13 protein-coding genes are annotated in these 13,965 nt (G+C 70.0%); 4 read left to right on the top strand and 9 right to left on the bottom strand.

Annotation, left to right across the window (positions count from 1 at the left end; all coding sequences use genetic code 11):
• The 6 genes from ABT004_RS33190 to tkt form a co-directional block, all read right to left on the bottom strand.
• On the bottom strand, positions 1-584 hold a 584-nt coding region (locus ABT004_RS33190; RefSeq protein ID WP_351344404.1), incomplete at its 3' end, for an NADP-dependent phosphogluconate dehydrogenase.
• Between the two features lie 43 nt (positions 585-627).
• Positions 628-2,277 (bottom strand): glucose-6-phosphate isomerase, encoded by a 1,650-nt coding sequence (gene pgi / locus ABT004_RS33185; RefSeq protein ID WP_351344401.1) that lies wholly within the window; start codon positions 2,275-2,277, stop codon positions 628-630.
• Complete coding sequence (gene opcA / locus ABT004_RS33180) at positions 2,270-3,235, bottom strand: glucose-6-phosphate dehydrogenase assembly protein OpcA (protein WP_351344398.1); 966 nt, start codon at positions 3,233-3,235, stop codon at positions 2,270-2,272. The genes pgi and opcA overlap by 8 nt, the downstream gene beginning before the upstream one ends.
• Positions 3,232-4,764, bottom strand: a complete 1,533-nt coding sequence (gene zwf, locus ABT004_RS33175) for a glucose-6-phosphate dehydrogenase (protein ID WP_351344395.1) — start codon at positions 4,762-4,764, stop codon at positions 3,232-3,234. Before zwf ends, opcA begins: the two co-directional genes overlap by 4 nt.
• Positions 4,761-5,882 (bottom strand): transaldolase, encoded by a 1,122-nt coding sequence (gene tal / locus ABT004_RS33170; RefSeq protein ID WP_351344392.1) that lies wholly within the window; start codon positions 5,880-5,882, stop codon positions 4,761-4,763. The genes zwf and tal overlap by 4 nt, the downstream gene beginning before the upstream one ends.
• A gap of 47 nt (positions 5,883-5,929) precedes the next feature.
• Positions 5,930-8,026 (bottom strand): transketolase, encoded by a 2,097-nt coding sequence (gene tkt / locus ABT004_RS33165; RefSeq protein WP_351344389.1) that lies wholly within the window; start codon positions 8,024-8,026, stop codon positions 5,930-5,932.
• Between the two features lie 184 nt (positions 8,027-8,210).
• Between tkt and ABT004_RS33160 the strand changes: the two genes are divergently transcribed.
• Both ABT004_RS33160 and ABT004_RS33155 read left to right on the top strand, forming a co-directional pair.
• Positions 8,211-9,149, top strand: a complete 939-nt coding sequence (locus tag ABT004_RS33160) for a helix-turn-helix domain-containing protein (protein ID WP_351344386.1) — start codon at positions 8,211-8,213, stop codon at positions 9,147-9,149.
• 104 nt (positions 9,150-9,253) lie between these two features.
• Positions 9,254-9,634: a YchJ family protein gene (locus ABT004_RS33155; RefSeq protein WP_351344383.1), complete on the top strand. Its 381-nt coding sequence runs from the start codon at positions 9,254-9,256 to the stop codon at positions 9,632-9,634.
• A 22-nt stretch (positions 9,635-9,656) separates the two neighbouring features.
• On the opposite strand, the gene ABT004_RS33150 is transcribed toward ABT004_RS33155, so the two are convergent.
• Entirely contained in the window at positions 9,657-10,358 is a 702-nt protein-coding gene (locus ABT004_RS33150) for a FadR/GntR family transcriptional regulator (protein WP_351344380.1), read from the bottom strand.
• Positions 10,359-10,483: 125 nt separating this feature from the next.
• Between ABT004_RS33150 and ABT004_RS33145 the strand changes: the two genes are divergently transcribed.
• Together ABT004_RS33145 and ABT004_RS33140 are read left to right on the top strand one after the other, a co-directional pair.
• Entirely contained in the window at positions 10,484-11,008 is a 525-nt protein-coding gene (locus ABT004_RS33145; protein ID WP_351344377.1) for a gluconokinase, read from the top strand.
• A gap of 45 nt (positions 11,009-11,053) precedes the next feature.
• The gene (locus tag ABT004_RS33140) at positions 11,054-12,460 is read left to right on the top strand and encodes a GntT/GntP/DsdX family permease (protein WP_351344374.1); all 1,407 of its coding nucleotides are present in this window, start codon (positions 11,054-11,056) and stop codon (positions 12,458-12,460) included.
• Positions 12,461-12,514: 54 nt separating this feature from the next.
• On the opposite strand, the gene ABT004_RS33135 is transcribed toward ABT004_RS33140, so the two are convergent.
• Positions 12,515-13,144, bottom strand: coding sequence for a cytochrome b/b6 domain-containing protein (locus ABT004_RS33135; RefSeq protein ID WP_351344372.1), 630 nt, complete (start codon positions 13,142-13,144; stop codon positions 12,515-12,517).
• On the bottom strand, positions 13,128-13,781 hold the full coding sequence (locus tag ABT004_RS33130; protein ID WP_351344369.1) for a molybdopterin-dependent oxidoreductase: 654 nt from the start codon (positions 13,779-13,781) through the stop codon (positions 13,128-13,130). Before ABT004_RS33130 ends, ABT004_RS33135 begins: the two co-directional genes overlap by 17 nt.
• Positions 13,782-13,965 lie beyond the last annotated feature (184 nt).

Genomic DNA, 13,965 nt, shown 5'->3' with positions numbered 1-13,965 from the left:
CGGACGTTGTCCACGGAGTCGACCTTCTCCAGGAGCTCCCAGCCCTCGGCGTAGGCCTGCATCATGGCGTACTCGATGCCGTTGTGGACCATCTTGGAGAAGTGGCCGGCGCCGACCTTGCCCGCGTGGACGTAGCCGAAGTCGCCCTCGGGCTTCAGGGCGTCGAAGACCGGCTTGACCTTGGCGACGTTCTCCTCGGAGCCGCCGACCATCAGCGCGTAGCCGTTCTCCAGGCCCCAGACGCCGCCGGAGACACCGGCGTCGACGAAGCCGATGCCCTTGGCCGCGAGCTCCTCGGCGTGCTTCTCGTCGTCCGTCCAGCGGGAGTTGCCGCCGTCGACGACGATGTCGCCCTCGGAGAGCAGGGCGCCGAGCTCGTCGACGGTCGACTGGGTGGCGGCACCGGCCGGGACCATCACCCACACCACGCGCGGGCCCTCGAGCTTCTCGACGAGCTCCTGGAGGGAGGCGACGTCGGAGACCTCGGGGTTGCGGTCGTAGCCGATGACGGTGTGGCCGGCGCGGCGGATGCGCTCGCGCATGTTGCCGCCCATCTTGCCGAGACCGATGAGACCGAGCTGCATGTCAGTTCACTTACCTTCAGTGCTAGTTGTGGCTGATCTAGGGCTACTTGCGACCGCGCAGCGCGCGGTACGTGCTGACCAGGGACTGCGTCGACGCGTCGAGGCCGGGGACCTCCGCGCCTTCGGTGAGGGCGGGCTCCACGCGCTTGGCGAGGACCTTGCCGAGCTCGACGCCCCACTGGTCGAAGGAGTCGATGTTCCAGATGGCGCCCTGGACGAAGACCTTCTGCTCGTAGAGGGCGATGAGCTGGCCGAGGACCGACGGGGTCAGCTCGCGCGCGAGGATCGTCGTCGTCGGGTGGTTGCCCTTGAACGTCTTGTGGGCGACCAGTTCCTCGGCGACGCCCTCCGCGCGGACCTCGTCCGGCGTCTTGCCGAAGGCGAGCGCCTGGCCCTGCGCGAACAGGTTGGCCATCAGCAGGTCGTGCTGGTCCTTGAGACCGTCGCTCAGCTCGTCGACGGGGTTCGCGAAGCCGATGAAGTCCGCCGGGATCAGCTTCGTGCCCTGGTGGATCAGCTGGTAGTAGGCGTGCTGGCCGTTGGTGCCGGGGGTGCCCCAGACGACCGGGCCCGTCTGCCACTCCACGCCGCGGCCCTGGCGGTCCACGGACTTGCCGTTGGACTCCATGTCGAGCTGCTGGAGGTACGCGGTGAACTTGGAGAGGTAGTGCGAGTACGGCAGCACCGCGTGCGACTGCGCGCCGTGGAAGTTGCCGTACCAGACGCCGAGGAGGCCGAGCAGCAGCGGCGCGTTCGCCTCGGCGGGGGCCGTGCGGAAGTGGTCGTCGACCAGGCGGAAGCCGTCGAGCAGCTCGCGGAACGCGTCCGGGCCGATGGCGATCATCAGCGAGAGGCCGATGGCCGAGTCGAAGGAGTAGCGGCCGCCGACCCAGTCCCAGAACGCGAACATGTTGGCTGTGTCGATGCCGAACTCGGAGACCTTCTCGGCGTTGGTCGAAAGGGCGACGAAGTGCTTCGCGACGGCGGACTCGTCCTTCAGCGCCGCAAGCAGCCAGGAGCGCGCCGCCTTCGCGTTGGTGATCGTCTCGATCGTCGTGAAGGTCTTGGACGCGATGATGAACAGCGTCTCGGCCGGGTCGAGGTCGCGGACGGCCTCGTGCAGGTCGGCGCCGTCGACGTTCGACACGAAGCGGACCGTCAGATCGCGGGCGGTGAACGGGCGCAGCGCCTCGTACGCCATCGCGGGGCCGAGGTCCGAGCCGCCGATGCCGACGTTGACGATGGTGCGGATCCGCTTGCCGGTGTGGCCGGTCCACTCCCCCGTACGCACGGAGTCGGCGAAGACGGCCATCTGGTCGAGGACCTCGTGCACCTTCGGCACGATGTTCTCGCCGTCGACCTCGACCACGGCGTCGGCCGGGGCGCGCAGGGCCGTGTGCAGCACGGCGCGGTCCTCGGTCGTGTTGATCTTCTCGCCGCGGAACATGGCGTCGCGCTGCCCGAACACGTCGGTGGCGGTGGCCAGTTCCTGGAGCAGGGCGAGGGTCTCGTCCGTGATCAGGTGCTTGGAGTAGTCGATGTGCAGGTCACCGACGTCGAGCGTGTAGCGCTCGGCACGGGCCGCGTCCTTCGCGAACAGGTCGCGCAGGTGCGTGCCGTTGAACTTCGCGCGGTGGTCCTCAAGGGCCGTCCACTGCGGGCGGCGGGTGAGGAAGGGGGCGGTGTCAGGCATGTTGAACGGACTCCTTGGTGACTTTGCTGCCTTTGCTGCCTTTGCCGGGGGCGGCTGCCTGCAGGGCCACGGCGTACATCTCGTCGGCGTCGAGGCGCCGGAGTTCCTCCGCGATCAGCTCGGCGGTGGAGCGGACCTTGAGGGCGAGGGTGCGCTCGGGCTGTCCCGGCAGGGTCAGCTTGGCGAGCGGCCCTTCCGGGCGGTCGATGCGGATCTCACCGCTCGGCGTGCCGAGGCGGACCGCGGTGACGACCGGGCCTTCCGTGACGACCCGCTCGACCGGGACGCCGAGCCGGGCGCCGAGCCAGCGCGCGAGCAGTTCGGCGCTGGGGTTCTCGGCCTCGGACTCGACGGCCGCGGAGACGACGTCGGTACGGGCCTGGTCGAGCGCGGCGGCCAGCATGGAGCGCCACGGGGTGAGCCGGGTCCAGGCCAGGTCGGTGTCGCCGGGGGCGTAGTGCGCGGCGCGCCGGTCGAGGGCGGCGAGCGCGTCCTCGTCGGCGTACAGGTCGGTGATGCGGCGGGCGGCGAGCGCGCCGAGCGGGTCCTTGGAGGGCTCGTCGGGGGCGTCGACCGGCCACCACACGACGACCGGGGCGTCGGGCAGCAGCAGCGGCAGGACGACGGAGTCGGCGTGCTGGCCGGTCTCGCCGTACAGGCGCAGAACGACCGTCTCGCCGGTGCCGGCCTCGGAGCCGAGGCGGACCTCGGCGTCGAGCCGGTTGCCGTGCCGGTCGCGGGGCAGGCGCTTGGTGCGCCGGATGACGACGAGGGTGCGCGAGGGGTGCTCGCGGGACGCCTCCTGGGCGGCCTTCGTCGCGTCGTAGGCGTTCTCCTCGTCCGTGACGATGACCATCGTCAGGACCATGCCCACCGCGGGCGTCCCGATGGCCCGGCGTCCTTCGACGAGCGCCTTGTTGACCTTGCTTGCCGTGGTGTCGGTCAGGTCGATCCTCATGGCCTGCGCCAGCTCCGTCCGTCTCGTGCGAGCATCTCGTCCGCTTCCTTCGGGCCCCAGCTCCCCGAGGCGTACCGGGCGGGCCTGCCGACCTTGTCCCAGTGCTCCTCGATGGGGTCGAGGATGCGCCAGGACTCCTCGACCTCTTCCGTACGGGGGAAGAGGTTGGCGTCGCCCAGCAACACGTCCAGGATCAGCCGCTCGTACGCTTCCGGGCTGGACTCGGTGAACGACTCGCCGTAAGCGAAGTCCATGGACACGTCGCGGATCTCCATCGACGTACCCGGCACCTTGGATCCGAAGCGCACCGTCATGCCCTCGTCCGGCTGAACGCGGATGACGATCGCGTTCTGGCCGAGTTCCTCGGTGGCGGTGTGGTCGAACGGGGAGTGCGGGGCGCGCTGGAAGACGACCGCGATCTCCGTGACGCGGCGGCCGAGGCGCTTGCCGGTGCGCAGGTAGAACGGGACGCCCGCCCAGCGGCGGTTGTCGATGCCCAGCTTCACGGCCGCGTAGGTGTCGGTCTTCGACGCGCGGTCGATGCCGTCTTCCTGGAGGTAGCCGCGGACCTTCTCGCCGCCCTGCCAGCCCGCCGCGTACTGCGCGCGGACCGTGGACTTCTCCAGGTCGGCGGGGAGCCGTACGGACTTGAGGACCTTGAGCTTCTCGTTGACCAGCGACTCGGCGTCGAACGCGGCGGGCTCCTCCATCGCCGTGAGGGCGAGCAGCTGGAGCAGGTGGTTCTGGATGACGTCGCGGGCGGCGCCGATGCCGTCGTAGTAGCCGGCGCGGCCGCCGATGCCGATGTCCTCGGCCATCGTGATCTGGATGTGGTCGACGTAGGACCGGTTCCAGATCGGCTCGTACATCTGGTTGGCGAAGCGCAGCGCCAGGATGTTCTGGACGGTCTCCTTGCCGAGGTAGTGGTCGATGCGGAAGACCTGCTCGGGCGAGAACACGTCGTGCACGATCGCGTTGAGCTCGTGCGCCGACCCGCTGTCGTGACCGAACGGCTTCTCGATGACGGCGCGCCGCCAGGAGCCCTCGGCCGCGTCCGCGAGACCGTGCTTCTTGAGCTGCTGCACGACCTTGGGGAAGAACTTCGGCGGTACGGAGAGGTAGAACGCGTAGTTGCCGCTGGTGCCGCGCTTCTCGTCGAGTTCGTCGACGGATTCGCGCAGCTGCTTGAACGCGGTGTCGTCGTCGAAGTCGCCGGGGATGAAGCGCATGCCGTCGGCGAGCTGCTGCCAGACCTCCTCGCGGAAGGGGGTGCGGGCGTGCTCCTTGACCGAGTCGTGGACGACCTGCGCGAAGTCCTGGTCCTCCCACTCGCGGCGGGCGAAGCCGAGGAGCGAGAAGCCGGGCGGCAGCAGGCCGCGGTTGGCGAGGTCGTAGACGGCCGGCATCAGCTTCTTGCGGGACAGGTCGCCCGTGACGCCGAAGATGACGAGCCCGGAGGGGCCCGCGACGCGCGGCAGACGCCGGTCGCGCGGGTCCCTCAGCGGGTTCTGCCAAGCGGTGGAGCTCACTTGGACTCAGCCTCCGTCAGGCGGGAGGAGACGGTGCCGAGCAGGTCGTTCCAGGCGCTCTCGAACTTGGCGACGGCCTCGTCCTCGAGCTGCTGGGTGACCTCGTCGAGGGAGATGCCGAGCGCGTCGACGGCCTTGAGCTCGGCGCGGGCCTGCTCGTAGCGGCCGGTGATGGTGTCGCCGGTGATCTCACCGTGGTCCGCGGTCGCCTTCAGGGTGCCCTCGGGCATGGTGTTGACGGTGCCGGGCGCGACCAGCTCGTCGACGTACAGGGTGTCCTTGTACGCGGGGTCCTTGACGCCGGTGGAGGCCCACAGCGGGCGCTGCTTGTTGGCGCCCGCGGCCGCCAGCTTGGTGGCGCGCTCGGCGGCGAAGGCCTGCTCGAACGCCTCATAGGCGAGACGGGCGTTGGCGAGCGCCGACTTGCCCTTGGCGTCCTTGGCCCCGTCGGTGCCGATCTTGTCGAGGCGCTTGTCGATCTCGGCGTCGACGCGCGAGACGAAGAAAGAGGCGACCGAGTGGATCGAGGAGAGGTCGATGCCGCGCTCGTGGGCCTTCTCCAGGCCGGCCAGGTAGGCGTCCATGACGGCCTTGTAGCGGTCGAGGGAGAAGATCAGCGTGACGTTGACCGAGATGCCGAGGCCGATGACCTCGGTGATCGCCGGGAGGCCCGCGAGGGTCGCCGGGATCTTGATCATGACGTTCTCGCGGTCGACGAGCCAGGCGAGCTGCTTGGCCTCGGCGATGGTGGCATCGGTGTTGTGGGCCAGGCGCGGGTCGACCTCGATGGAGACGCGGCCGTCACGGCCCTGCGTCGCGTCGTACACGGGGCGCAGGATGTCGGCGGCGGCGCGCACGTCCTGGGTCGTCATCATGCGCACGGCCTCGTCGACGGTGACCTTGCGGACGGCCAGGTCGGCGAGCTGCTCCTCGTAGCCCTCGCCCTTGCCGATGGCGGCCTGGAAGATCGAGGGGTTCGTGGTGACGCCCACGACGTGGCTGTTCTCGATGAGCTCGGCGAGGTTGCCGGACTCGATGCGGGTGCGGGACAGGTCGTCCAGCCAGATGGAAACGCCTTCGTCGGACAGCGACTTGAGGGGTGCGACGGCGTTGCTCATGTTCTGCTTCATCTTCTTTCGGGCGTGCGTACGTGTGTTACGTGGGGTCAGGCGCGGGCGGCGGCGAGAGACTCGCGGGCCTTGGCGGCGACGTTCTCGGCGGTGAAGCCGAACTCGGCGAAGAGCGTGCCCGCGTCGGCGGAGGCACCGAAGTGCTCCAGGGAGACGATCCGGCCCGCGTCACCGACGTAGCGGTACCAGGTCAGGCCGATGCCGGCCTCGACCGCCACGCGGGCCTTGACCGACGGCGGCAGGACGGCGGCGCGGTACTCGGCGTCCTGCTCCTCGAACCACTCGACGGACGGCATCGAGACGACGCGGGTGGCGACGCCCTCGGCCTCCAGCTGCTCACGGGCGGCGACGGCGAGCTGCACCTCGGAGCCGGTGGCGATGAGGACGACGTCGGGGGTGCCGGTGGAGGCCTCGAAGAGGACGTAACCGCCCTTGGCGGCATCCGCGTTGGCCTCGTACGTCGGCAGGCCCTGACGGGAGAGCGCCAGGCCGTGCGGGGCCGGCTTCTCGGTGCCGCGCTCGAGGATCTCGCGCCAGGCGGTGGTGGTCTCGTTGGCGTCGGCCGGGCGGACCACGTTCAGGCCCGGGATGGCGCGCAGCGCGGCGAGGTGCTCGACGGGCTGGTGGGTCGGGCCGTCCTCGCCGAGACCGATGGAGTCGTGGGTCCAGACGTAGGTGACGGGGAGCTGCATGAGGGCCGACATACGGACCGCGTTGCGCATGTAGTCGGAGAACACGAGGAACGTGCCGCCGTAGATGCGGGTGTTGCCGTGCAGCGCGATGCCGTTCATCTCAGCGGCCATCGAGAACTCGCGGATGCCGAAGTGCACGGTGCGGCCGTACGGGTCGGCCTCGGAGAGCGGGTTGCCCTTCGGGAGGAAGGAGCTGGTCTTGTCGATGGTCGTGTTGTTGGAGCCGGCGAGGTCGGCGGAGCCGCCCCACAGTTCGGGGACGACCGGGCCGAGCGCCTGGAGGACCTTGCCGGACGCGGCGCGCGTGGCGACCTTCGTGCCGGTCTCGAAGGACGGCAGGGCGTCCTCCCAGCCCTCGGGGAGGCGGCCCGCGAGCACGCGGTCGAGGGTCGCGGAGCGCTCCGGGTTGGCGCTGCGCCACTCGGCGAGCTGCTTGTCCCAGGCTGCGTGCGCCTCGGCGCCGCGGTCGAGGGCGCCGCGGGTGTGGGCGACGACCTCGTCCTCGACGATGAAGGACTGCTCGGGGTCGAAGCCGAGGACCTTCTTCGTGGCGGCGATCTCCTCGGCGCCGAGCGCCGAGCCGTGCGAGGCCTCGGTGTTCTTCGCGGTCGGGGCGGGCCAGGCGATGATCGTGCGCATCGCGATGATCGAGGGCTTGTCGGTGACGGCCTTGGCGGCGGCGAGCGCCTCGTACAGGGCCTTCGGGTCGACGTCCCCGTCCGCCGTGGGCGCGATGCGCTGGACGTGCCAGCCGTACGCCTCGTAGCGCTTCAGGACGTCCTCGGAGAAGGCGGTCGCGGTGTCGCCCTCGATGGAGATGTGGTTGTCGTCGTAGACGAAGACGAGGTTGCCGAGCTTCTGGTGGCCCGCGAGGGATGAGGCCTCGGCGGAGACGCCCTCCTCCAGGTCGCCGTCGGAGACGATCGCCCAGATGGTGTGATCGAAGGGGGAGGCGCCCTCGGGAGCCTCGGGGTCGAACAGACCGCGCTCATAGCGGGCGGCCATGGCCATGCCCACCGCGTTGGCGAGGCCCTGGCCGAGCGGCCCGGTCGTGGTCTCGACACCGGCGGTGTGGCCGTACTCGGGGTGACCCGGCGTCTTCGAACCCTGCGTGCGGAACGCCTTCAGGTCGTCGAGCTCCAGCTCGTAACCGGCCAGGAACAGCTGGGTGTAAAGGGTGAGGCTGGTGTGGCCGGGCGACAGGACGAAGCGGTCGCGGCCGGTCCACTCCGGGTCGGCCGGGTCGTGCCGCATGGCCTTCTGGAAGATGGTGTACGCGGCCGGGGCCAGGCTCATCGCGGTGCCGGGGTGACCGTTGCCGACCTTCTGCACCGCGTCCGCCGCCAGGAGGCGCGCGGTGTCGACGGCACGCTGGTCGCGCTCGGTCCACTCGAAGGCGCTCTGGAAGGGGTCGAGTCCGTCCGGTGTCTGCGTGCTCATCTGTACAGCTTCCTTCACATCCGTTGTCCTGCCGAGGTACCGAAAGGCACCGTCCCCCCAGGACCAAAGTCCCAGGTCGAACCACTTACGAATGTAAAGGTCATACTTTTGGCTCGCCAGGTACCTCCGTGCCAGCGTTCGGTGAAAATGGGACACTCGCCGAAGCCAGAGCCAAGGAGAGTGGATGGCGGAGCAGGACCCCTCACAGACGAGCGCACATCTGCGGGCGCCCACTGAGAATCGAGCGCAGATCCGCACCTATCCGTTCGACCCGGGCGCGAGCCTGTCCGGCGTCGGGGTCCAGGTCGGGCCGATGGGTTCCGAGGGCCCGTGGGCGGGTGGCGTCGGCCTGTCGCGGCGCGTGCACCGCATCGACTTCCACGTGCTGCTGTTCTTCCGCGAGGGCCCCGCCCGCCACATGATCGACTTCACCGAGTACGAGGTGGGGGCGGGGGACATCCTGTGGATCCGGCCGGGGCAGGTGCACGGCTTCTCGACGGAGGACGCGTACGTCGGCACGGCGCTGACCATGCAGCCGGGGTTCCTGCCGCGGGCCATCGTCGAGGCGACCGGGCTCTACCGCTACGACCGGCCACCGCTGCTGCACCCCGACGCGGAGCAACTCGCCGCGCTCGACGCCTCGTTGGAGCAGTTGCGCCGCGAGTACGTGGACACGGACACGCTGCCGCTGAGCCTGCACACCGCGGTGCTGCGGCACACCCTGACGGCGTTGATGCTGCGCGTGGCGCATGTGTCGGCGCGGGCCGCGATGGAGGACGACGGGACGCCGCAGCAGAACACGACGTTCACGCGGTTCCGCGCGGCGGTCGAGCACGGGTTCGCGTCCAACCACAGCGTGAGTGCGTACGCCGACGAGTTGGGGTATTCGCGTCGCACGCTGGTCCGGGCGGTGCGGGCCGCGACGGGGCTCACGCCGAAGGCGTTCATCGATCGGCGGGTGATTCTGGAGGCGAAGCGGATGCTGGCGCATACGGAGTTGCCGGTGGGGCGGATCGGGGTTGCGGTGGGGTTTGCGGATTCGGCGAATTTCTCGAAGTACTTTCAGCAGCATGTGGGGGCTACGCCGGCCGGGTTTCGTGAGGGTACGGTCGGCCGGGGTTGACGACTCGGGGCTCCGCCCCGGACCCCGCGCCTCAATCGCCGGCGGGGCTTGATTTGCCGGAACCGCTTGCATAGCCAGAAGCGCCTGATAGGCACAATGGGCCCATGTCACGCGCCTCCTCCACCTGTCCCTGCGGGCTTCCCGCCGCCTACGAAGCGTGCTGCGGCCGGCACCATTCCGGCAGCAGCGCCGCGCCCACCGCTGAAGCGTTGATGCGGTCGCGGTATGTCGCGTTCGTTCGGCGGGACGGGGGGTATCTGCTGCGGACCTGGCATCCGGACACCCGGCCGCCCCGCATCGACTTCGATGACGCGCCGCGGTGGACCGGGCTGGAGATCGTGGAGACCGGTGACGGGTCCGCGTTCCATCAGCGCGGCACCGTCACCTTCCGCGCCCGCTACAAGGGCGGCGAGCTGCACGAGCGCAGCCGGTTCTCCCGGGTGGACGGTGCGTGGGTGTACGTCGACGGGGACTTCATCGAGTAACTCGCCGTCGCGGCAAGGTGGTTCAGGGCGCGAGGATGTCCAGCTCCTCCAGCGCGCCGACCGCGATCTCCCGCGTGAGCGCCTCCGCGCGCTCCGCGTCCCGCTCCCGTACCGCCTCCGCGACCTTGACGTGGAGGCTGACCGCCGCCGGGTCCGGGTCCTCGAACATGACCTGGTGGTGGGTGCGGCCCGAGAGGACCTCCGCCACCAGATCGCCGAGGTGGGCGAACATCTCGTTGCCCGACGCGTTGAGCACCACACGATGGAACTCGACGTCGTGGAAGAGGTAGCCCTCCAGTTGTTGACCCCGAGAGTTCGCCACCATGCCGAGCGCGCACTCCGTGAGCTCCGCGCACTGCTCCGCGCTCGCGTTCCGCGCCGCCAGGCCCGCCGCGATCGGCTCGACCGCCGAGCGCAGCACCGTCAACGACCGCAGCTGGCGCGGCCGGTCGGTGCCCGCGAGGCGCCAGCGGATCACCTGCGGGTCGTAGACGTTCCATTCCCCCGCGGGCCGCACCGTCACGCCGACCCGGCGCCGCGAGGCCACCAGGTGCATCGACTCCAGGACCCGCACCGCCTCGCGCATGACCGAGCGGGACACCTCATAGCGCTGCGCCAGCTCGTCGGTGCGCAGCACGCTGCCCGCCGGGTACTCGCCCGCCGTGATGGCGGGGCCGAGGCTTTCCAGTACGCGGGCATGCAGGCCGCGGCCCTCTGTGGTCATGGGTTTACCCTAGCCCCGGGCTCAATGGTCTGACTTTTACATCACAGCCCCTTGAATTAGTCAGACCTATTGGGTTTCAGTGAGGTGACACAGCGATGTCGACGAAGACAGCGAGGCAGTACCCGATGAGCACCCCCCACGTCGTCGTGGTGATGGGCGTGGCAGGAACCGGCAAGACAACGATCGGTCCCCTGCTCGCCGAACGACTCGGCGTCCCCTACGCCGAGGGCGACGACTTCCACCCCGAGGCCAACATCGAGAAGATGTCGGCCGGCACCCCCCTGACCGACGAGGACCGCTGGCCCTGGCTCGATGCCATCGGCCGGTGGGCACACGGCCGGGCAGGGCTCGGCGGGGTGGTCTCCAGCTCCGCCCTCAAGCGCAGCTACCGTGACCGCCTGCGGGCCGAGGCCCCCGGCGCCGTCTTCGTCCACCTCACCGGCTCGCGCGAGCTGATCGAGGACCGGATGGGGCATCGCGAAGGACACTTCATGCCCACCTCGCTGCTCGATTCGCAGTTCGCCACGCTCCAGCCGCTCGCGGCGGACGAGGCGGGCGTGGCCGTCGACGTCGCGGGAACACCTGAGGAGATCGCGGACCGGGCCGTACGGGCCCTGGCCGCACTCGACTCCGCGGCCCCCACCGCGTAACGCCCGTAAAACCCCCGTCCCCCCACTCGTACAAGGGATAAGACCGTGACCAGACTCAGCGTCGAGATGCTGGCAGCGGACACCGTCGAGCCGATCACGTCCGCGGGCCATGCCCAGCTCGGGATCGCCGTGCTCGCGGGAATCGCCGTCATCGTCCTGCTCATCACCAAGTTCAAGATGCACGCCTTCCTGGCGCTGACCATCGGCTCGCTCGCGCTCGGCGCGTTCGCCGGTGCGCCGCTGGACAAGGTGATCGAAAGCTTCAGCGGCGGGCTCGGTGAAACCGTCGCCGGCGTCGGCGTGCTGATCGCGCTCGGCGCGATCCTCGGCAAGCTGCTCGCCGACTCCGGCGGCGCCGACCAGATCGTCGACACGATCCTCGCCAAGGCCGGCAAGTCCGGCGGCAAGGCGATGCCGTGGGCCATGGTGCTCATCGCCGCCGTGATCGGTCTGCCGCTCTTCTTCGAGGTCGGCATCGTCCTGCTGATCCCCGTCGTCCTGATGGTCGCCAAGCGCGGCAACTACTCGCTGATGCGGATCGGCATCCCGGCCCTCGCCGGCCTGTCCGTCATGCACGGCCTGATCCCGCCGCACCCCGGCCCGCTCGTCGCGATCCAGGCGGTGGACGCCAACCTCGGCCTCACGCTGGCGCTCGGCATCCTCGTCGCCATCCCGACGGTCGTCATCGCGGGCCCGGTCTTCTCGAAGTACGCGGCCAAGTGGGTCGACGTCCCGGCCCCCGAGAAGATGATCCCTGCCCGCGCCTCCGACGACCTGGAGAAGCGTCCGAGCTTCGGCGCCGCCGTCGCGACGATCCTGCTGCCGGTCGTGATGATGCTGTCCAAGGCTCTCGTCGACGTCATCGTGGACGACCCGGACGCCATGGTCCAGCGCGTGTTCGACGTGATCGGCAACCCGATGATGGCGCTGCTCGTCGCCGTCGTCGTCGCCATGTTCACCCTCGGCCGCCCGGCCGGCTTCACCAAGGGCAAGGTGCTCTCCACCACCGAGAAGTCCCTCGGCCCGATCGCGGGCGTGCTGCTCATCGTGGGCGCGGGCGGTGGCTTCAAGGGCACCCTCGTCGACTCCGGTGTCGGCGAGATGATCATGGAGATCTCCAAGGACTGGGGCCTCCCGACGCTGCTGCTCGCCTGGCTCATCGCGGTCGTCATCCGCGTCGCCACGGGTTCGGCCACGGTCGCCACGGTCTCCGCCGCCGGTCTGGTCGCACCCCTCGCGGCCAACATGAGCGACTCCCACACGGCGCTCCTCGTCCTGGCGATCGGCGCGGGTTCGCTGTTCTTCAGCCACGTCAACGACGCCGGTTTCTGGCTGGTCAAGGAGTACTTCGGGCTCAGCGTCGGGCAGACCGTGAAGACCTGGTCGCTCATGGAGACGATCATCTCCGTGGTCGCGGGTGCGCTGGTACTGCTGCTGTCGCTGGTGATCTAGCGAAGCACTCTTTCCGTGCCGGGCCCTCGCAGCGTGCTTGCTGCGGGGGCCCGTTCACATGTCGGTCGTGTCGCGGTCGAGCCACTCGCCGTGCTCGCGCGCGGCCCAGTCCCGGTCCACGAAGCCGGTACGCAGGCCCCGGCGCGCCTCGGGGTCGGCGACCGCCATGCCGATGTGCCCGGCGAGCACGATACCGAGGGCGAGCGCCAGCCAGTCGTGCACGAAGGTGCTGCCGGTGCGCACGGTGAGCGGGGCGAGGTGGGTGAACCACATGAGTAGTCCCGTGCCGAGCATCACCAGGACGGCGCCTGCGAGCCACGCCGCCCACAGTTTCTGCCCGGCGTTGAACTTGCCCGCCGGGCGGTGTCCCGGACGCCGGTGCAGGACCGCGCGCAGCCATGCCTTGTCGTGGGGGCCGAACCGGTTGAGCCGGCCCAGGTCCGCGCGGAAGGCGCGGGAGACGAGGCCGGCCAGGAAGGGCACCGGCAGCAGCAGGCCCGACCATTCGTGGAGCGTGACCACGAGGGCGCGGCGGCCGACGAGTTCGGCGAGCTGCGGAACGTAGAGGCAGGCGGCCGTCGCGACGCACACGCCCATGAGGACGGCCGTGGCGCGGTGCACCCAGCGTTCGGCGCGGGTGAACCGGCGGACGGCTGCCGCGAGTTGCTCAGTTCGTGGGCTCATCGTCGCGTCCGTTCGAGCGGCCGACCCAGGCGTCGATGTCGTAGCCGCGCTCCTCCCAGTAACCGGGCTGTACGTCGTCGGTGACGGTGATGCCGGAGAGCCACTTGGCCGACTTGTAGAAGTACATGGGGGCCGCGTAGAGGCGCACCGGGCCGCCGTGCGCGTGCGAGAGGTCCTTGTCCTGCATGCGCAGCGCCACCAGGACGTCGGCGCGGCGGGCCTGCTTCAGCGTGAGGCTCTCGCTGTACGTGCCGTCGAAGCAGGTCAGGCGTACGGCCCTGGCGGTGGGGCGCACCCCCGCGGCGTCCAGGATCCGCGAGAGCCGTACACCTTCGAAGGGCGTGTGCGGGACCCGCCAGCCCGTGACGCACTGGATGTCGCGGACGAGGCGGGTCTGCGGCAGCGCCCTCAGTCCGGGGAGCGTGTACGTCGACGGGTGGTCGACCAGGCCGTCGACCTTGAGGCGGTAGGTCTCGGCGCTCTTGTGGGGGACGGAGGCGGCGACCGAGTAGTAGCGGAAGCCGCCGCCGTTCGGCAGTACGCCGGTGAGGCCGGTGGGGTCCTTCTGGGCGAGGCTTTCGAAGGCGTGTTGGAGGGTGGGGGCGGCGGCCACGGTGAGCGCTCCCGCGCCCAGCATTCCGAGGATTAGCCGTCGGCCTACCGGGGGGCCTTGGTTCGGGGTCACGTTGCGATTCCAGCATCACGGGGGGCCGGATACCAGGGGTTTCGGCCCCCCGTCAGGGGTTCGTCACTTGTGGCTCCCGGGGCAGCGCCCCCCATCAAGCCCCTGCGGCGACTGAGCAGCGGGGTCCGGGGCGGAG

Source organism: Streptomyces sp. NPDC002790, assembly GCF_040295505.1.
In the GTDB taxonomy this organism is placed as follows: domain Bacteria; phylum Actinomycetota; class Actinomycetes; order Streptomycetales; family Streptomycetaceae; genus Streptomyces.
Note: the sequence above shows the minus strand (reverse complement) of the source record. Positions and strands in the feature narration are given on the sequence as shown.